We start from the raw sequence: 18,274 nt of genomic DNA, 5'->3' as shown, positions 1-18,274 counted from the left end.
CATTTTTGGCGATCTTATTGGCATATCCAAAACTACCATCCATATTCTCTGTCTCACCCTCATGTCTCTCCGGACCCTCCCGCAGGCTCCTCTTCGACGGTCGGATCGATGAACCGCAGCCCCTTCTTCGCTGACCTGCTGAACACCATCGCCGACCGCGGCCGGATGATGCTGAACCTCGTGCGCGGTGACGAGCCGGTTTCGGCCGACAGCCTGGCACGTCTGTGCGTCCGTCTGCTTTCCAGCCAGGGCGAGGCATCGGGCGTCGCCTATGCAAGAGAAATACTCGATCGCTGGCGCACCCTCGGGGCCGACGGCAGGCTGGCTTTCCTGCATGTGCTGCGCGATCGTTTCGGCACCGATCACGCCAGGCTTGCCGCTGCGGTGGATGCTTATCGCGCCACGCCGGACGATCGCTCGGCACTTGCCCTGCACGACGCCGCCGAGCCGGCCAGGCAGGAGCTCCTGCGCCGTCTGAACCTGGCGCCCGGCGGCATCGAGACGCTGGTGCGCATGCGCGAGGATCTGCTCGCCCGGCTGCCCACATCGCCCGATCTCGCCATCGTCGATGCCGACTTCACCCACCTGCTGTCGTCGTGGTTCAACCGCGGCTTCCTGGTGCTGCGGCGGATCGACTGGTCGACGCCGGCCAACATCCTGGAAAAAATCATCCGCTACGAGGCGGTGCATGCCATCCACACCTGGGACGATCTGCGCCGCCGGATCGAGCCGGCCGACCGGCTCTGCTATGCTTTCTTTCATCCGCAGCTCGGCGACGAGCCGCTGATCTTCGTCGAGGTCGCGTTGACCCGGGCGATGCCGACGACGATCGCCGAGCTGCTCGCCGACGAGCGGCCGCCGGTGCCGCCACGGCAGGCTACGACAGCGGTGTTCTATTCCATCTCCAACTGCCAGGAGGGCTTGCGCGGCATCTCCTTCGGCAATTTTCTGATCAAGCAGGTGGTCGAGGATCTGCGCCGCGACCTTCCCGGCCTGACCGATTTCGTCACGTTGTCGCCAGTGCCGGGCTTTGCCCGCTGGCTGACCGAGCAGGCCGAAACCATCCCCTCCGCCGCCGAAGTGTTGGACCTCGTCGCCGACGAGGGTTGGCATGCGGACGCTGTCGCTCGCGACCGCGTCGGCCCGGCGCTGCTTCCTCTTGCGGCACAGTATTTTCTCGAGTCCCGCACCGCCTCCGGCAAGGTGATCGACCCGGTCGCCCGGTTCCATCTCGGCAATGGCGCGCGGCTGGAGCGCATCGATCTTTTCGGCGATCTGTCGCCCCGCGCCTTGCGTCAGGCGCATGGCCTGATGGTCAATTATCGCTACAAGCTCGACGACATCGAGAAGAACCACGAGCTGTTCGCCGCCAGGAACGATGTGGCGGCCGCGCCGGCCGTGCGCCGCCTGCTGCCGAAACCGGCGAGACCGGCCGCGTCGCGGCTTCCGGCGCCAGCCCAGGTGATTGGGGACAAGAGGGACACTTGAACAACCACCCGCTTCAGGCTGCGGGCCGAACGGCTGATACCTTAGGCGCCATTTGCTACGCCGACCTCGAAAACCCTCTTGCCTTCTATCCAGACGCCCTTGACGTCCAATTCGTCCGACAGCGCAACGATGTCGGCGGCGGTGCCGTTCGCGAACCGCCCGAGCCGGTGTGATTGGCCGATCGCCTGCGCCGGATAGAGCGAAGCCATGCGCAGCGCCTCCGACAGGTCCAGTCCGACGACACGGTGGACGAAGCGGACGGCGGCGATCATGTCGAGATCGGCGCCGGCCAGCGTCCCGTCGGCAAGCCGCAGGCTGCCGTCCCTGCGGTAGACGGCGCGGCCGTTCAGCGTGAACGAGGTCATGTCGGTGCCGATCGTCGCCATCGCGTCGGTGACCAGGAAAATTTTTGCGGGGCCCTGCTTGGCGCGCAACGCGATGGCCATGGTGGCGGGATCGACATGGATGCCGTCGGCGATGATCCCGGCAAACAATGTGCCGGTATCGATGGCGGCACCCGCCAGACCCGGCTCGCGGTTGCCGATCTGGCTCATGGCGTTGAACAGATGGGTGACAATTGTTGCGCCGGCGTCGGCAAACGCGCGCGCCTTGGCATAGGAGGTGTCGGAATGGCCGAGGCTGACGACGATGCCGGCCTCGACCAGCGCCGAAACCCTCGCCGGCTCCACCGATTCCGGCGCTACAGTCGTCAGCAGCACCGGCAGGGTTTTCCGCGCCGCAATCAGCATCGCCTGGTCGGCATCCAGCATCGGCCGGATCAGCGCCGGGTCATGCGCGCCCTTGCGGGCGACCGACAGATGCGGGCCTTCGAGATGCAGGCCCAAAAAGCCCGGCACCTTTTGCCGTGCGGCCTCGGCCCCGGCGGCAACCGCCGACGCGGTGATCTCAGGCGTGTCGGTGATCAGCGTCGGCAGCAGCGCCGTCGTGCCGAACGGCGCGTGCGCCCGGCAGATGGTTTCGATCGAAGCAACATCGGGATGGTCGTTGAGCATGATGCCGCCGCCGCCATTGACCTGCAGGTCGACAAAGCCCGGTGCAAGCATGCCGCCGCCGGTTTCGATACGCTCGACGCCGGACGGAACGGCTCGAGCAGAAATGATGGCTTCGACGAGACCGTCTCGCACGACAAGAGCAGCGTCGTTGTGCCAGTCGTCGCCGTCAAAAATCCGGGCGCCAGTCAGGGCAAAACGCTCGCTCATATGGTTTCCGTCACCTTGCGCAGATTGGGCGGCGTGTCCGGATCGAGACCGCGATGGCGGGCAAAGGCCTCGACGAAGCCATAGAACGACACGATCAGCGCCAGCGGGTCGGTCAGTGGATGGCCGGTGGCGACATGCGGCAGGTGCTGAGCGCTTGTCGCCTTGTCCGAAGTCACGAAGACCGCCGCGCCCTTGCCCGCCAGGCTGTCGGCGGCCTCTGCGACCGACGGCTCGGAAGCATCGCGGGCGGCGAGCGCCAGCACCGGAAAGTCAGGCCCGACCAGCGCCAGTGGGCCATGCATGACTTCGGCAGCGCTATAGGCCTCGGCATGCATGGCGCAGGTTTCCTTGAATTTCAGCGCCGCCTCATTGGCGATCGCCGCGGACGGACCACGACCGAGGATGAACAGAGACTTCTGCGTCTCAAGGGCGCTGGCCAGCGTCATCCAGTCGCAGGCGATCGCCTTGCGGAAATGTTCCGGCAAACGGGCGAGCGCCGCCAGCAACTTGTCGTCCCCGGTGCTATGCGCCATCAAGGCGAGGCCGGCGACGGCTGAATTGACGAAGGTCTTCGTCGCCGCGACGCTGCGCTCCGGGCCGGCCAAGATGTCGATGGCATAATCGCAGGCCCGCGCCAGCGGCGAATCGGCGGTGTTGGTGATGGCGACGGTCAGCGAACCGCCGGCTCTCGCGGCTTGCGCCATGGCGACGATATCCGGGCTCTTGCCCGACTGCGAGATCGCCAGGCAGGCCGAGCCGGCCAGCTTGAGCCTAGCGCCATAGATCGAAGCGATCGACGGGCCGACCGACGCGACGGCAAGGCCGGCGGTCAGTTCCACCGCATACTTCATGAAGGTGGCGGCATGGTCGGAGGAGCCGCGCGCCACGGTGACGACGAAGTTTGGGTCGCGCTCGCGAATGCCGCGCCCGGCCTCGGTCAGTACCGCCGCCGAACCGTCGAGCAGGCGCGCGGTGGCCTCCGGGATCTCCTCGATCTCGCGCCGCATATGGGTAATCCCCATTTGGGTGTTTACTGTGCTCATGGCCGGCCCTCTTCGCCCGGCCCGCTCAGCCGGAGCTCGGCGACGAAATCATAGGCGTCGCCCCTGTAGATGGAGCGGGTGAATTCGATCACCTTGCCGCTCGCCAGATAGGAAATACGCTCGATGTGCAGGCCGGCAATGCCAGGCGGCACTTCGAGCAGGCGCGCGTCGTCGTCGCCGAGATTGGCGGCGGAGATGCGCTGCACCGCCCGCACCGGCCGATGGCCGGTCGTTTCAAGCGCCGCGTAGAGCGACGAACCGATCGCCGCCGGGTCGGGCAGCACGCTGGCAGACAGTGCCGCGCGCTCGATCGCCAGCGGCGTATCGTTGGCAATGCGCAGCCGCGCCACCCGCGCCACCAGTTCGTTCGACGACAGGCCGAGCACCATCATCTCGTCCGGCGAGGGCGCATAGAGGCCGCGGTCGAGCCAGGCCGAACGCACCGCCATGCCGCGCCGCGCCATATCCTCGGTGAAGGACGTCAGCCGCGACAGCGACTGCTCGACGCGCTCCATCCGCGGCGCGACGAAGGTGCCGGAGCCGTGACGCTGGACGAGGATGCCGCCCTTGACCAGATCCTGCACCGCCTTGCGCACGGTGACCCGGGAAATGTCGGCCTTGCTGGCGATGTCGCGCTCGGACGGCAGCGCGTCGCCCGGCCCGATCAGGCCGCGATTGACCGCGTCCTCGATGCTCTTCCTGAGCTGCAGATAGAGCGGCGCGCCGCTTTGCGCCGACTGTTTCAGCGTGGCGAAGATCTGATCGGCGGCCTCGCTCATCACGTTGCCTCCGTCGCACCCGAGAAAACGCGCACCGCCATCTGCACGGCGCCGCCCAGCGCATCGTCGAGCGGCGGCTTCAGCAGCGCCCGGTAGCGCGCCGACAGGCGTCGTGCATAGAGCGGCGCCAGCCCGCCAAGCAGGCAGAGCGGATCGTCGTCGCCGAGATCGAGCACGCCAAGTGCTGCCTCGACGTCGGCGATTGCCTTGTCGAGGATCCAGTTGGCGACGGCGTCGCCCTTTTCGGCATGCTCGAAGACCTTGGGCGCGAAGCCGCCGAAATCGCCGGGTTTTGCGTTGGTGGTGAACTCGACCAAATCCTCGGGATTGTCGCGGAAGACGGCGAGCATGGCCTGCGTCAGCGGCGATCCCTGGCGGATGCCGTCATAGGCGAGCAGCGTCTGCTCGAGCAGGTCGCGGCCGATGCGGGCGCCGCTGCCCTGGTCGCCAACCTGGAATCCCCAGCCGCCGATGGCGCGGGACTTGCCGTTTTTGCGCGCCATATAGGCGGTGCCGGTGCCGAGGATAGCCATGGCGCCGTCACCGGAGCCGACCGCGCCTTCCAGGGCGATCTCGGCGTCGGTCTCGACACGGTTTTGGCTGAACGGCAGGATCGCTTCGAGCTGCTGCCTGTAGGTGCCGACATTGGCGCCGGCGAGGCCGAGGATGGCCGGGGTCTGCGGGATCAGTTCGGGATCCTGCCCGGCGGCGACAAAGGCCTGCCTTGCCGCCTCTACGATGTTGGCCCTGGCGCCGGTGAGATCGGTGCGGATGTTGGCCGCACCGCTCTTGGCGCGGCCGACGACAGTCCCGTCCACCGTTGCAAGAGCCGCCCTGCAGCTGGTGCCGCCGCCATCGATGCCAAGCACGAATTTCACATGATTTCTCCTCCCGGCGGATAATACCAATAAAATACCAATAGCCAAGGATTAATTTTCGTTACAAAAAGATTAAGGTGTATTTTATTGAAAAGCCTAGGCATTTTGACGACGGGCCAGTTCCGAGGCAGGGAAATCGCTAATGCGTGTGGACAAGTGGTATTTTTTTGGTATTGTTTTGCGGATTGGAGGGAAAGCGGATGGCCGAAACGCGCACCGAAGCGCTTCACCAGAATGCCGAGGGGCTGGACATCCAGGCTCCGGACGCCATCCTTTCCTGTTTGGCCAACGCGCAGATCGAGGCCGCCAAGGCGGTGCGCGGCGCCGTTCCCGCCATCGCCAAAGCCGCCGAGATCATCGCCAGCCGGCTGAACAGCGGCGGCAAGCTCGCTTACGCGGCGGCCGGCAGCTCGGGCCTGATGGCGCTGGCCGATGCGCTGGAACTGCCGGGCACCTTCGGCATTCAGCGCGACCGTATCGCCATCCTGATCGCCGGCGGCGACGATGCCTTCAAGACACTGGCCGGCGGGCCGGAGGACGACACCGACGAAGCCTCGGCAGCGGTTGCCGCTGCCGGCATCGGCGAGGGCGACTGCCTGATCGCGGTCTCGGCCAGCGGCTCGACACCCTATGCGGTCAGAGCGATCGAGGACGCCAGGCGCCGCGGTGCGGCGACCATCGCCATCGCCAACAACAAGCATGCGCCGCTGCTTCGGCTGGCCGACATCGCCATATTGCTCGAAACGCCGCCGGAGCTGATCGCCGGCTCGACGCGCATGGGCGCCGGCACCGCGCAGAAGATCGCGCTCAACATGCTGTCGACGCTGGCCGCCATCCATCTTGGCCATGTCCATGACGGCTACATGGTCAACCTCACGGCAGACAACAGCAAGCTGCGCGACCGCGCCGCCCGCATCGTCGCCGCGATCAGCGGACGCGACAGGGACGATGCGGCGCGTCTGCTCGAAAACAGCGGCGGCGTCGTCAAGACCGCCATTCTGCTCGCCGCCGGCGCGGCAAATGCCGACGCGGCGCGGAAGTTACTGGAAGGCACCGGCCAAAAACTGCGCCCGGCGCTTTCCGCGATCGAGGGGAGCATGGGGCGGAAAGCCTCTGTTCTCAAAACCGAACCTGAAAAAGGTCAACAGGGAGACTGAGCATGACAACCAAACTACTGACGGCAATTCTTCTCGGCACCAGCGTTCTCGGCTCAGCCGGGATGGCCTATGCCCAGGACGTAACGCTCAACATCGAGAGCTGGCGCGGCGACGACCTTGCCATCTGGAAGGACAAGCTGATCCCGGCTTTTGAGGCCAAGAACCCGGGCATCAAGGTGGTGTTCGCGCCGTCGGCGCCGACCGAATATGACGCCGCGATGGGCGCCAAGCTCGCCGCCGGCTCGGCCGGCGACCTGATCACCTGCCGCCCGTTCGACAAGTCGCTGGAGCTGTTCAAGAAGGGTAATCTCGCCGATATCTCGACGCTGCCCGGCATGGAGAATTTTTCCGACGTCGCCAAGGCCGCCTGGCAGACCGACGACGGCAAGTCGAGCTTCTGCGTGCCGATGGCTTCCGTCATCCATGGCTTCATCTATAACAAGGACGCCTTCGACCAGCTCGGCATCAAGGTGCCGACGACCAATGAGGAATTCTACGCCGCGCTCGACAAGATCAAGGCCGATGGCACCTACATCCCGATGGCGATGGGCACCAAGGACCTCTGGGAAGCCGCGACCATGGGCTACCAGAACATCGGCCCGAACTACTGGAAGGGCGAGGAAGGCCGTCTGGCGCTGATCAAGGGCGAGCAAAAACTGACCGATCCGCAGTGGGTCGACCCCTTCAAGGAACTGGCCAAATGGAAGCCCTATCTCGGCGACGGTTTTGAGGCGCAGACCTATCCGGACAGCCAGAACCTGTTCACCCTCGGCCGCGCCGCCATCTACCCGGCCGGCTCGTGGGAGATTGGCCTGTTCAACACCCAGGCGCAGTTCAAGATGGGGGCGTTCCCACCGCCAGTGCCGAAGGCCGGCGACACCTGCTACATCTCCGACCACACCGACATCGGCATGGGCCTCAATGCGGCGTCGAAGAATGCCGATGCGGCGAAAACCTTCCTGACATGGGTCGCCTCGCCGGATTTCGCCACCATCTACGCCAACGCGCTGCCGGGCTTCTTCAGCCTGAACAACACCCCGGTGAAGATGGAAGACCCGATTGCGCAGGAATTCGTCTCCTGGCGCGACAAGTGCAAGTCGACCATCCGCTCGACCTATCAGATCCTGTCGCGCGGCACGCCGAATCTCGAGAACGAGACGTGGGTTGAATCGGCCAACGTCATCAACGGCACCGTCACGCCGGAAGCTGCCGCCAAGAAGCTGCAGGACGGCCTCGACAGCTGGTATAAGCCGGCGAAGTAAGAGCGCAGATAGAGCAAGGCCGTCGCAAGTGGACGGCTCTGCTTTTTTCGATAGCATCGACTGCAACCGACGGCGCCGCCCCTCATCCGCCTGCCGGCACCTTCTCCCCGTATAGTGACGGGGAGAAGGGAGAAGCTCCGGCGCTGACGCCCCCCTCTCCCGTCCTTCACGGGGAGAGGGTAAGGGTGAGGGGCAGCGCTGCCGTCGAAAGCATCGCAAGAACCTGATCGGCGGGGACCGAACGCATGGCCGCAGCACCGAAACGACCGTTCCGCTGGCATATCGTCGTCTTCCTGGCGCCGGCGGTGCTGGTCTATACGGCGATCATGATCCTGCCGCTGGCCGGCACGCTGCAGCTTTCGCTGTTCCGCAACATCGACCAGGCCCAGGTCTTCGTCGGGCTGGAAAACTTCCGCAGGCTGTTCGGCGATCCCAACTGGTCGGTCAATTTCTGGAACGCGCTACGCAACAATGTCTGGTTCTTCATCATCCACATGATCGTGCAGAATCCGATCGGCGTGCTTTTGGCCGCACTGCTGTCCAGCCCGCGGCTGAGGTTCTCCGCCTTCTACCGCACCGCGATCTTCGTGCCGACAATCCTGTCCTTCGTCATCGTCGGCTTCGCCTGGAAGCTGATCCTGTCGCCGCTGTGGGGCGTGGCGCCGAACCTGATGGATCTCGTCGGCCTCAAAAGCCTGTTCACGCCGTGGCTCGGCAAAGAAGAATATGCGCTGACCACGCTCAGCCTGATCTCGGTGTGGCAGTTCGTCGGCATCCCGATGATGCTGATCTATGCCGCGCTGCTGTCGATCCCCGAGGAGGTGATCGAAGCCGCCGAATGCGACGGCATCACCGGCATGTCGCAGTTCTGGAAGATCAAGCTGCCGCTGATCCTGCCGTCGATCGGCATCATCTCGATCCTCACCTTCGTCGGCAATTTCAACGCCTTCGACCTGATCTACACCGCGCAAGGCGCGCTGGCCGGGCCGAACTATTCGACCGATATTCTCGGCACCTTCCTCTACCGCGCCTTCTTCGGTTTCCAGCTGCAGGTCGGCGATCCCAACATGGGTGCGGCGATCGCCACGATGATGTTCCTGATCATCCTTGGCGGCGTCTGCGTCTACCTGTTCCTCGTCCAGACGCGCCTGCGTCGCTATCAGTTCTGAGGCGTAAGATGAGCACGGCAACCCACTCCCTGCCCCGCACCATCGGCGCCCATGCGGTGCTGTTGACCTACACGGTGATCGCGCTGTTTCCGGTGATCATCGTCATCATGAATTCGTTCAAATCCCGCGCCGGCATCTTCGGCGCGCCGCTGACGCCGCCGACCCCGAAAACCTTCGACCTGATCGGCTACACCACCGTCATTGGCCAGGGCGATTTCATCCACTATTTCCAGAACAGCCTTGTCGTCACCGTCGCCTCGCTGTTCTTCGTGCTGCTGTTTGGCGCGATGGCCGCCTTTGCGCTGTCGGAATACCGTTTTCGCGGCAATTCGCTGATGGGGCTTTACCTCGCCCTCGGCATCATGATCCCGATCCGCCTCGGCACCGTCGCCATCCTGCAATTGATGGTGGCGAGCGGACTGGTAAACACGCTGACGGCGCTGATCCTGGTCTATACGGCGCAAGGCCTGCCGCTCGCCGTCTTCATCCTGTCGGAATTCATGAAGCAGGTGTCCGACGATCTGAAGAATGCCGGACGCATCGACGGCCTGTCCGAATACACCATCTTCTTCCGGCTGGTGCTGCCGCTGGTCAGGCCGTCGATGGCGACGGTCGCCGTCTTCACCATGATCCCGATCTGGAACGATCTGTGGTTTCCGCTGATCCTGGCGCCGTCGGAGGAAACCAAGACGGTGACGCTCGGCGCCCAGCTGTTCCTCGGCCAGTTCGTCACCAACTGGAACGCGATCCTGGCCGCGCTGTCGCTGGCGATCATGCCGGTGCTGATCCTCTACGTCATCTTCTCGCGACAGCTGATCCGCGGCATCACCTCGGGAGCGGTCAAGTGAGTGATGGTCGAGAGATTATCGTACAGGCCCTTGTCGAGACAGCGAGCCGCTATGGATTTCGAGGCGTGCGCGCCACGAATTTCTACCGCGAATGGCCGGAGACCGTCTGCTTGCTGGACCTTCAGAAGTCTTCCTGGGGACCGCAGTTCTATCTCAACGCTGCCATCCGGTTGACGCGGTTCGGGGCGGACCGCCGGCCGAAGGAATACAACTGTCATATTCGTTGGCGCGTCAATTCCCAGATGGAAGACGAGCAGTCGAAGGCGTTCACCCAGGCGCTCAATCTTGAGCATCCCTTGCCTGACGATCATAGGCTTTCGCTGATCAAGGAAGGAGTCGATGCCTATGGCTTCCGACTTTTGGCCCGCTGCGACAGTGAAGAAGCGGCTATGCGGGTCGCAGATGAATGCGAGCCACAGGTAATGGTGGCTCTCGCAGCTCGCAGGCAAGAAAAGGCAGATTGAAATGGCAGAACCTCTTCGTGTTGTCGTCGCCGGGCTCGGCAATATGGGCCGCAGCCATGCGCTGGCCTATCATACCAACCCCGGCTTCCAGATCGCGGCGCTGGTCAACCGCTCGGACATCCCGCTGCCGGCCGGGCTTTCCGGCTACGGCATCAGGCGCTCCTTCGAAGAGGCGCTGCGCGACGAGAGGCCCGAAATCGCCTGCATCGCCACCTATTCCGACAGCCATCCCGACTATGCGGTGAAGGCGTTCGAGGCCGGCTGCCATGTCTTTGTCGAAAAGCCGCTGGCGACGACGGTGGCCGATGCCAAACGCGTCGTTGCGGCAGCCAAGGCCAACGGCAGAAAACTGGTGATCGGCTACATCCTGCGCCATCACCCGTCCTGGATCAGGCTGATCGCCGAGGCGCGCAAGCTCGGCGGTCCTTACGTGTTCCGCATGAACCTCAACCAGCAATCCTCCGGCCATAGCTGGCAGACGCACAAGCAATTGATGCAGACGACGTCGCCGATCGTCGATTGCGGCGTGCATTATCTCGACGTGATGCTGCAGATCACCGACGCCAGGCCGGTCGAGGTGCGCGGCATGGGGCTGCGGCTGAGCGACGAGATTGCGCCCACGATGTACAATTACGGTCATCTGCAGGTGCTGTTCGACGATGGTTCGGTCGGCTGGTACGAGGCCGGCTGGGGGCCGATGATCTCGGAAACCGCCTTTTTCGTGAAGGACGTGATCTCGCCGAACGGCTGCGTGTCGATCGTCATGAAGGAGGGCGTCAGATCCGACGACATCGACACCCACACCAAAACCTCGACCATCCGCCTGCACGGCGCGGCGACCGGCGCGGACGGCAAGTTCGCCAAAGCGGATGAGATGCTGTCGATGGAGGGCGAACCCGGCCATCAGGATCTCTGCGACCGCGAGCAGGCTTTTCTGCTCAAGGCGATCCGCGAGGATATTGATCTGACCCGCCACATGGACGATGCGGTGAAGTCGCTCGCGGTGTGCCTTGCCGCCGACGAGAGCGTCCGCAGCGGAAAGGCGGTGCGATTGTGACAGGGGAATTTTCGTCAGGGATTGCGCTCTACGGCGCGCCCACATTCCAATCCGGAGGAACGCCGTGGGCTCGCTGAATATCGAGAATGTGAAGAAGGCGTTTGGGCCGGTCGAGGTGCTGAAGGGCATCAACCTCGAAGTGACCGATGGCGAATTCGTCGTCTTCGTCGGCCCCTCCGGTTGCGGAAAATCGACGCTGCTCAGGGTCATCGCCGGGCTGGAGGATTCGACCTCGGGCCGTGTTGTCATCGACGGCGCGGACGTCTCCGCAACCCCGCCGGCCAAGCGCGGCATCGCCATGGTGTTCCAGACCTATGCGCTCTACCCGCATTTGACGGTGATGAACAATATGGGCCTTGGCCTCAAGCAGGCGGGCACGCCGGCGGCCGAGATCGACCGCCGCATTGGCATCGCCTCCTCGATGCTGTCGCTGGAGCCGTATCTCGCCAGGCGCCCGGCCGAGCTGTCCGGCGGCCAGCGCCAGCGCGTCGCCATCGGCCGCGCCGTGGTGCGTGAGCCCAAGCTTTTCCTGTTCGACGAGCCTTTGTCCAACCTCGATGCCGCACTGCGCGTCAACACCAGGCTGGAGATCGCGCAGCTGCATCGCCGGCTGAAGGCGACGATGATCTATGTCACCCACGACCAGGTCGAGGCGATGACGCTGGCCGACAAGATCGTCGTGCTCAACGCGGGCAAGATCGAGCAGATCGGCGGACCGATGGAGCTTTACAATGCGCCGGCGAATGAGTTCGTCGCCGGCTTCATCGGCTCGCCGAAGATGAATTTCGTCGACGGCGCCAGGCTTGGCGAGACGGCCAGGACCATCGGCGTCCGTCCCGAGCATCTGACCGTCGATGCGAAATCCGGCGCCTGGAAAGGCACGGTCGTCCATGCCGAGCACCTCGGCGCCGACACCAACCTCTATCTCGACTGCGAAAAAGCCGGGCTGATCACCGTGCGCATTTTTGGCGTCTACAACGCCGAACCGGGAGCGACGCTCTACGCGACGCCGGATCCGGCGAAGACTTATCGGTTTGGAGCGGATGGCAAGGTGCTGAAGTAGCGCCCCTTTTTCCTTCTCCCCTTGTGGGAGAAGGTGGATCGGCGCGCAGCGCCGAGACGGATGAGGGGTGCTGGCCGGAGCGCTGTCGGTGCCAATCTGGAGCACCCCTCATCCGACCGAGCTTCGCTCGGCCACCTTCTCCCACAACAAGGGGAGAAGGAACAGCGCCTACTCGTCCGCCTTGAACGTCTGCTTCTGCATGCCCAGCCCTTCGATGCCGAGCTCGACGACGTCGCCGGGTTTTAGGAACACCGGCGGCTTCATGCCCAGCCCAACGCCGGGCGGCGTGCCGGTCGAGATGATGTCGCCAGGATGCAGCGACATGAACTGGCTGAGATAGGAGACGAGATAGGCGACGCCATAGACCATGGTTTTGGTCGAGCCGTTCTGCATCGTCTTGCCGTTGACCTTCAGCCACATCGGGATGTTCTGCGGATCCTGGACCTCGTCCTTGGTCACCAGCCATGGGCCGATCGGCCCGAACGTGTCGCAGGATTTTCCTTTGGTCCACTGGCCCTGGCGCTCGGCCTGGAAGGCGCGCTCGGACACGTCGTGCGCGACGCAATAGCCGGCCACATAATCTAGCGCCTCGGCCTCGGTGACGTATTTGGCGGTTTTGCCGATGACCACGCCAAGCTCGACTTCCCAGTCGGTCTTGACCGAGCCGCGCGGGATCAGCACGTCGTCATCAGGCCCGACGATGGCCGAGCTTGCTTTCATGAAGATGATCGGCTCCGGCGGCACGGTGGCGCCGGTCTCGGCGGCGTGGTCGGAATAGTTGAGGCCGATGCAGATGAATTTGCCGGTGCCGGCGACGCAGGCGCCGATGCGCGGATTGCCGGAAACCGCCGGCAGCGATTGCGGATCGAGTTTCGACAATTTTTCGAGCGATGCCGGGTCGAGCGCCTTGCCGGCAATGTCGGTGACATGGCCGGAGAGGTCGCGGATCGTTCCATCCGCATCGAGCAGGCCGGGGCGTTCGCTCCCCGCTTCGCCATAGCGCAGCAGTTTCATTCTTTTTCTCCTGATTGCGGCGCAGAGGCCGTTTGCAAACTCAGAGTTTTCAAATGGCCTCTTAGATCGACCAGCCACCGTCGATATTATAAGCCTGCCCCGACGTATAGGTGGCTCCAGCCAGATAGACGGCGAGATCGGCGATTTCCTCTGGTGTGCCGAGGCGGCCCATCGGCTGGCGGGCGATGAAGGCGGCGCGGGCCGCCTCGTAGTCGCCCTGCGCATGCATGCGGTCCTCCAGCGACGGGCTTTCGACGGTGCCCGGACAGATGGCGTTGCAGCGTATGCCCTTGCCGACATAGTCGGCGGCGACCGATTTGGTCAGGCCGATGACGGCCGCCTTGGTCAGCCCATAGACGAAGCGGTTGGGCACGCCCTTCGTCGAGCCGGCCAGCGACGCCATGTTGATAATCGAGCCGTCGCCGCGCTCCAGCATGCCGGGCAGCACGGCGCGGATGGTGCGGATCATCGAGCGGACGTTGAGATCATAGGCAAAATCGAGATCGGCGTCCTTCATCTCGAGGATCGAGCCGGAGTGGACGAAGCCGGCGCAGTTGAACAGCACGTCGACAGCGCCGATCTCGGCGAAGGCCGAGGTCACAGCCTCGTCGTTCAGCACGTCGAGCTTGCGGGTCTTGATCCCGGGGGTCTTGCCGAGTTCGGCGAGCAGCACCTCGTTGATGTCGGTGGCGTGGACGACAGCGCCCGCTTTGGCGAAAGCCAGCGCACTCGCCCGGCCGATGCCTTGTGCCGCCGCCGTGACGACAACGATCTTGCCTGCCAGATCCGCCATGCCTTTTTTCTCCCTCTGTCGCCGCCCGGGTGCTATTCGCCTAGGGGCGGCAAATGTTTTTTCTCGGTAAAGAACATCTATTAGCCCGTCAAGCCCGGAGGTTCCCTACTCTTTCCAGGCATTGGCGCTGCCCCTCAACGTTGCAGAATGTGCGCCAAGACTGCGGCCAGCCCTTTCTCCCCGTCACTATACGGGGAGAAATGCCCGGCAGGGCAATGAGGGGCGGCGCCGACGTCGACAATTGCAATCTCCACACCGGCTCACCCATTCCGGGCGTCGGCGCTGCCCCTCACCTGCCTGCCGGCATCCTCTCCCCGTATAGTGACGGGGAGAGGGGGCGCTGTCATCGATGGTTTCGCCAATCACCAGAGTTGCAGGAAGGGCGCGCCAACGTCGCGGCCAATGAGGGGCGGCGCCGACGTCGACAATCGACACACGCTCAGTCGCCGTAGGGCACCCAGACGTTCTTGACCTCGACGGCACGGCGCAGCAAGGCATCGCCGGCAGCCTCGGCCGACGCCCAGTCGAGGCTGCGGCCGTTGCCGGTCCAGACGCGCTTGAGATTGCCGACGGAGTCGGCTTCGGCCCTGGCGCAGGTCTCGGCATCGGCGAACAGCCAGAGCCCATCGACATCGTCATGCCTGGCCAGCACGCCGGCGAGCTCGGCGCTGCGCCCGGTGACGATGTTGATGGCGCCGGCCGGAACGTCGGAATATTCGATGATTTGGTAGAGATCGGTGGCAAGCAGCGGATATTTTTCCGACGGCACCGCGACCACGGTGTTGCCCATCGCCAGCGCCGGCGCCACCAGCGAGATCAGGCCAAGCAGCGGCGCATTGTCGGACGCCACGATGCCGACGACGCCGACCGGCTCGTGCAGCGCCAAAGTGACGGCACGGGCCGGCGGCTGGTGGACGCGGCCCTCGAACTTGTCGGCCAGGCCGGCATAGAGGAACAGCCGCTCGATGGACATCTCGACCTCGTCGCGCGCGGCCTTGGAGGTGGCGCCGGTAAGCTCGGTGAGACGGGCGGCAAATTCGCCCGCGCGGCCGGACAGGTTCTCGGCCAGATAGTACAGCACCTGGCTGCGGTTGTAGGCAGTCGCTTCCGGCCAGGCCTTGCAGGCACGTGCAGCCGCGACGGCATCGCGAACATCCTTGCGGCTGCCGAGACCGACCTCGCCGGCAAGCTTGCCCTTGGTAGTGGCGACGGCAAGCGAATAATTGCCGTCCGGCCGCACCTGCTTGCCGCCGATGAACAGCTTTGCCGTGCGGTCGATGGCGTCGCTTTCGGCCTGCTCGATCGACGGAGCCGGTGCCGTTGCCGGCTTGATGGCGGGACCAAGAGGCAGTTTTGCCGAAAAATATTCGAGCATGCCCTCGCGCCCGCCTTCGCGGCCAAAGCCGCTCTCGCGATAACCGCCAAAGCCGCAGGCGGCATCGAACATGTTGGTGCCGTTGACCCAGACGACGCCGGCCTTCAATTGCGGCGCGACGTGCAGCGCAAGGTTGACGTTCTCGCTCCACACCGAAGCGGCCAGGCCGTAGCGCGTGTTGTTGGCCAGCTCGACCGCTTCCTCGGTGTTGCGGAAGGTCATGGTCGCCAGCACCGGTCCGAATACCTCTTCCTGCGCCAGGATGTTGGCCGGCGAAACGCCTGTCGCCAGCGTCGGCAGATGGTAATAGCCGGTTGACGGCAGCGCCACGTCCGGTTGCCAGCAGATGGCGCCCTGTTTGGCGCCTTGGGCGACCAGGCCCTTGACGCGATCGAGCTGGGTCAGGTCGACCAGCGGCCCGATATCGGTGTTCTTGTCGAGCGGGCTGCCGACGCGCAGCCGGCTCATCCGCGTCTTGACCTTGGCGATGAAGGCTTCAGTGATGCCTTCCTGCACCAAAAGCCGCGAGCCGGCGCAGCAGACCTGGCCCTGGTTGAACCAGATGCCGTCGACCAGTCCCTCGACGGCGCTGTCTAGGTCGGCATCCTCGAAGACGACGAAGGCCGACTTGCCGCCAAGTTCCAGCGATATTTTTTTGCCCGACCCGGCGGTGGCCTTGCGGATGATCTTGCCGACCTCGGACGAGCCGGTGAAGGCGATTTTTTGGACGCCGGGATGGTTGACGATTGCCGCGCCCGCTTCGGGTCCGCCCTGGACGATGTTGACGACGCCCTTCGGCACGCCGGCGCGCTGACAAATCTCGGCGAACAGGATGGCGGTAAGCGGCGTGAACTCAGCCGGCTTGAGCACCACCGTGCAGCCGGCGGCCAGCGCCGGCGCGATCTTCCAGGCCAGCATCAACAGCGGAAAGTTCCACGGGATGATCTGGCCGACGACGCCGACGCCCTTCTGATCAGGGAAATCCTTGTCCAGCGCCTGCGCCCAGCCGGCATGGTGGATGAAATGGCGGATGGCCAGCGGCACATCGATGTCGCGGCTTTCGCGGATCGGCTTGCCGTTGTCGATCGATTCCAGCACCGCAAACAGCCGCTGGTGGCGCTGCATGGCGCGGCCGATGGCGTAGAGCACTTTGGCGCGTTGATAGCCGGTGGCTGCGGCCCATTTCGGCAGCGCCTTGGCCGCGGCCGAAACCGCGGCATCGATATCGGCAGCACCGGCATCCGACACCTTGGCCAGCAATTTTCCCGATGACGGGTCGCTGGTATCAAATGTCTTGCCGCCGCCGGCCGCCTTCCAGTCGCCGCCGATGAACAGCCCCTTGGAAAAATCCCGCGCCGCAAGCCAGGCATCGGCCTCATTGCGGGCCTCCGGCGCCGGGCCGTAGTCCATGGCATGATAGCGTTCGAGAATGTTCATGGGGCGCTCCCGATAGTCACGCCATCGCGTGGCGATGATTGGCCGAATAGTGACCGGTCAGATGGTGTTCGAGCTGGCGCTCGATGTCGGTCAAAAGGCTCGATGCACCGAAGCGGAACAGGTCCGGCTCCAGCCACCGCCGGCCCAGCTCTTCCTTCATCAGCACCAGCCAGTCGAGCGACGCCTTTGCCGTCGAAATGCCGCCGGCCGGCTTGAAGCCGATGAGGTAGCCGGTCTCCTCGAAATAGGCGCGGATGGCGCGCACCATGGCAAGGCCGACCGGCAGCGTTGCGTTGACGCTTTCCTTGCCGGTCGACGTCTTTATGAAATCGGCGCCGGCCATCATCGCCACCATCGACGCCAGCATGACGTTGCGCAGCGTGGCGAGGTCGCCGGTGCCGAGGATGACCTTCAGATGCGCCTCGCCGCAGGCGGCGCGCATCGCAACGATCTCGTTATAGAGTTCCTGCCATTTCGCGGCAAAGACCAGGCCGCGTGGAATGACGACGTCGATCTCGTCGGCGCCGTCGCTCACCGACGCTTCGATCTCCTGCAGCCGCGTCGACAGCGGCGTGAGGCCGTGCGGGAACGCGGTGGATACGGCGGCGACATGGATGCCGCTGCCGCGCAGCGCATCGACGGCGGTGGCGACGAAGGGATGATAGACGCAGACCGCCGCCGGGCGGATCTTCTCGCCAGTAATGCCGAGGCCTTCGACGATGTCGCGGCGGAACGGATTGACCGCCTTGGCGCAGAGCCGGCGCACGCGCTCTTCGGTATCGTTCGAGTTCAGCGTCGTCAGGTCCATGCAGGCGACGGCGCGCAGCAGCCAGGCGGCCTGGTTGTCGGCCTTGATCGAGCGCCGCTTGGTCAGGCTGGCGACACGCCGCTCCAGCGCCGAGCGGTTGACGCTGCGCATCGATTCCATGAAGCCGAGATCGAGCGTCATGCCGGGATTGCGGGCAATGCCGTGCGCTTGCGGCGCCGGCGCATTGGCCGCGGTACGCGCCGGCAGCGGCGTGATTTTGGAAGGTCCGCGCTCTGCTTCGCGGCTGGTGCTGCTCATCTCCTGCCCCTTTGTTCGACGACTTGCGGTCGAAGATAGACCGTGAAGCAGCGCTTCACGAGTCCTTCAGGCGGTCATAACGGAAAAATCCCAACAGCGCGGCGGCTCAGGATAAAATGCTGATCTGCAGCGATCCTTGGCGCCCCCCTCTGTCCTGCCGG

General features: G+C 64.5%; 16 protein-coding genes. 8 read left to right on the top strand and 8 right to left on the bottom strand.

What is annotated here, in order from left to right; translation table 11 throughout:
* The first annotated feature begins 108 nt into the window (after positions 1-108).
* Complete coding sequence (locus tag AC0L3H_RS06110; protein WP_473584828.1) at positions 109-1,488, top strand: malonyl-CoA decarboxylase; 1,380 nt, start codon at positions 109-111, stop codon at positions 1,486-1,488.
* A gap of 41 nt (positions 1,489-1,529) precedes the next feature.
* Here AC0L3H_RS06110 and nagA read toward each other — a convergent pair whose 3' ends face one another.
* From nagA to AC0L3H_RS06090, 4 genes are read right to left on the bottom strand one after another with little or no spacing between them, the layout of a single operon-like run.
* Entirely contained in the window at positions 1,530-2,708 is a 1,179-nt protein-coding gene (nagA, locus tag AC0L3H_RS06105) for an N-acetylglucosamine-6-phosphate deacetylase (RefSeq protein WP_473584827.1), read from the bottom strand.
* The gene (locus tag AC0L3H_RS06100; RefSeq protein ID WP_473584866.1) at positions 2,705-3,715 is read right to left on the bottom strand and encodes an SIS domain-containing protein; all 1,011 of its coding nucleotides are present in this window, start codon (positions 3,713-3,715) and stop codon (positions 2,705-2,707) included. Before AC0L3H_RS06100 ends, nagA begins: the two co-directional genes overlap by 4 nt.
* A gap of 32 nt (positions 3,716-3,747) precedes the next feature.
* A complete protein-coding gene (locus tag AC0L3H_RS06095; RefSeq protein WP_128244746.1) occupies positions 3,748-4,530 on the bottom strand; it encodes a GntR family transcriptional regulator in 783 nt (260 codons plus the stop codon).
* Positions 4,530-5,408 (bottom strand): glucosamine kinase nucleotide-binding domain-containing protein, encoded by an 879-nt coding sequence (locus AC0L3H_RS06090; RefSeq protein WP_473584826.1) that lies wholly within the window; start codon positions 5,406-5,408, stop codon positions 4,530-4,532. The genes AC0L3H_RS06095 and AC0L3H_RS06090 overlap by 1 nt, the downstream gene beginning before the upstream one ends.
* Positions 5,409-5,608: 200 nt before the next feature.
* On the opposite strand from AC0L3H_RS06090, the gene AC0L3H_RS06085 reads away from it, so the two are divergent.
* From AC0L3H_RS06085 to AC0L3H_RS06055, 7 genes are all read left to right on the top strand, one after another.
* Positions 5,609-6,565, top strand: coding sequence for an N-acetylmuramic acid 6-phosphate etherase (locus tag AC0L3H_RS06085; protein ID WP_473494617.1), 957 nt, complete (start codon positions 5,609-5,611; stop codon positions 6,563-6,565).
* Between the two features lie 2 nt (positions 6,566-6,567).
* Positions 6,568-7,827 carry an ABC transporter substrate-binding protein gene (locus AC0L3H_RS06080; RefSeq protein WP_473584825.1) on the top strand — a complete coding sequence of 420 codons (1,260 nt, stop codon included), beginning with the start codon at positions 6,568-6,570 and terminating at the stop codon, positions 7,825-7,827.
* A gap of 245 nt (positions 7,828-8,072) precedes the next feature.
* The gene (locus AC0L3H_RS06075; RefSeq protein WP_473481993.1) at positions 8,073-8,996 is read left to right on the top strand and encodes a carbohydrate ABC transporter permease; all 924 of its coding nucleotides are present in this window, start codon (positions 8,073-8,075) and stop codon (positions 8,994-8,996) included.
* Between the two features lie 8 nt (positions 8,997-9,004).
* Entirely contained in the window at positions 9,005-9,844 is an 840-nt protein-coding gene (locus AC0L3H_RS06070; protein WP_023801468.1) for a carbohydrate ABC transporter permease, read from the top strand.
* Positions 9,841-10,308: a DUF4304 domain-containing protein gene (locus AC0L3H_RS06065; protein WP_473584824.1), complete on the top strand. Its 468-nt coding sequence runs from the start codon at positions 9,841-9,843 to the stop codon at positions 10,306-10,308. Before AC0L3H_RS06070 ends, AC0L3H_RS06065 begins: the two co-directional genes overlap by 4 nt.
* 1 nt (position 10,309) lies before the next feature.
* Positions 10,310-11,365 carry a Gfo/Idh/MocA family protein gene (locus tag AC0L3H_RS06060; RefSeq protein WP_473584823.1) on the top strand — a complete coding sequence of 352 codons (1,056 nt, stop codon included), beginning with the start codon at positions 10,310-10,312 and terminating at the stop codon, positions 11,363-11,365.
* 64 nt (positions 11,366-11,429) lie between these two features.
* The gene (locus tag AC0L3H_RS06055) at positions 11,430-12,428 is read left to right on the top strand and encodes an ABC transporter ATP-binding protein (RefSeq protein WP_473584822.1); all 999 of its coding nucleotides are present in this window, start codon (positions 11,430-11,432) and stop codon (positions 12,426-12,428) included.
* Positions 12,429-12,596: 168 nt separating this feature from the next.
* Here AC0L3H_RS06055 and AC0L3H_RS06050 read toward each other — a convergent pair whose 3' ends face one another.
* The 4 genes from AC0L3H_RS06050 to deoC all read right to left on the bottom strand — a co-directional run bounded on the left by AC0L3H_RS06050 (position 12,597) and on the right by deoC (position 18,113).
* Positions 12,597-13,442, bottom strand: a complete 846-nt coding sequence (locus tag AC0L3H_RS06050) for a fumarylacetoacetate hydrolase family protein (protein WP_473584821.1) — start codon at positions 13,440-13,442, stop codon at positions 12,597-12,599.
* A 61-nt stretch (positions 13,443-13,503) separates the two neighbouring features.
* Positions 13,504-14,235, bottom strand: a complete 732-nt coding sequence (locus AC0L3H_RS06045; protein WP_473584820.1) for an SDR family oxidoreductase — start codon at positions 14,233-14,235, stop codon at positions 13,504-13,506.
* A gap of 439 nt (positions 14,236-14,674) precedes the next feature.
* A complete protein-coding gene (locus tag AC0L3H_RS06040; RefSeq protein WP_473584819.1) occupies positions 14,675-17,047 on the bottom strand; it encodes an aldehyde dehydrogenase family protein in 2,373 nt (790 codons plus the stop codon).
* Between the two features lie 16 nt (positions 17,048-17,063).
* Positions 17,064-18,113 carry a deoxyribose-phosphate aldolase gene (gene deoC, locus AC0L3H_RS06035; RefSeq protein ID WP_473584818.1) on the bottom strand — a complete coding sequence of 350 codons (1,050 nt, stop codon included), beginning with the start codon at positions 18,111-18,113 and terminating at the stop codon, positions 17,064-17,066.
* Between the last annotated feature and the right edge of the window lie 161 nt (positions 18,114-18,274).

Source organism: Mesorhizobium sp. WSM4816 (genome assembly GCF_055811535.1).
This window is presented reverse-complemented; position numbering and strand designations above follow the sequence as displayed.

Coding starts and splice junctions, on each gene's coding strand:
- AC0L3H_RS06045 (WP_473584820.1), bottom strand. CDS start 14,235: ATGGCGGATCTGGCAGGCAAGATCGTTGTCGTCACGGCGGCGGCACAA.
- deoC (WP_473584818.1), bottom strand. CDS start 18,113: ATGAGCAGCACCAGCCGCGAAGCAGAGCGCGGACCTTCCAAAATCACG.
- AC0L3H_RS06095 (WP_128244746.1), bottom strand. CDS start 4,530: ATGAGCGAGGCCGCCGATCAGATCTTCGCCACGCTGAAACAGTCGGCG.
- AC0L3H_RS06100 (WP_473584866.1), bottom strand. CDS start 3,715: ATGCGGCGCGAGATCGAGGAGATCCCGGAGGCCACCGCGCGCCTGCTC.
- AC0L3H_RS06075 (WP_473481993.1), top strand. CDS start 8,073: ATGGCCGCAGCACCGAAACGACCGTTCCGCTGGCATATCGTCGTCTTC.
- AC0L3H_RS06085 (WP_473494617.1), top strand. CDS start 5,609: ATGGCCGAAACGCGCACCGAAGCGCTTCACCAGAATGCCGAGGGGCTG.
- AC0L3H_RS06060 (WP_473584823.1), top strand. CDS start 10,310: ATGGCAGAACCTCTTCGTGTTGTCGTCGCCGGGCTCGGCAATATGGGC.
- AC0L3H_RS06110 (WP_473584828.1), top strand. CDS start 109: ATGAACCGCAGCCCCTTCTTCGCTGACCTGCTGAACACCATCGCCGAC.
- AC0L3H_RS06050 (WP_473584821.1), bottom strand. CDS start 13,442: ATGAAACTGCTGCGCTATGGCGAAGCGGGGAGCGAACGCCCCGGCCTG.
- nagA (WP_473584827.1), bottom strand. CDS start 2,708: ATGAGCGAGCGTTTTGCCCTGACTGGCGCCCGGATTTTTGACGGCGAC.
- AC0L3H_RS06070 (WP_023801468.1), top strand. CDS start 9,005: ATGAGCACGGCAACCCACTCCCTGCCCCGCACCATCGGCGCCCATGCG.
- AC0L3H_RS06080 (WP_473584825.1), top strand. CDS start 6,568: ATGACAACCAAACTACTGACGGCAATTCTTCTCGGCACCAGCGTTCTC.
- AC0L3H_RS06040 (WP_473584819.1), bottom strand. CDS start 17,047: ATGAACATTCTCGAACGCTATCATGCCATGGACTACGGCCCGGCGCCG.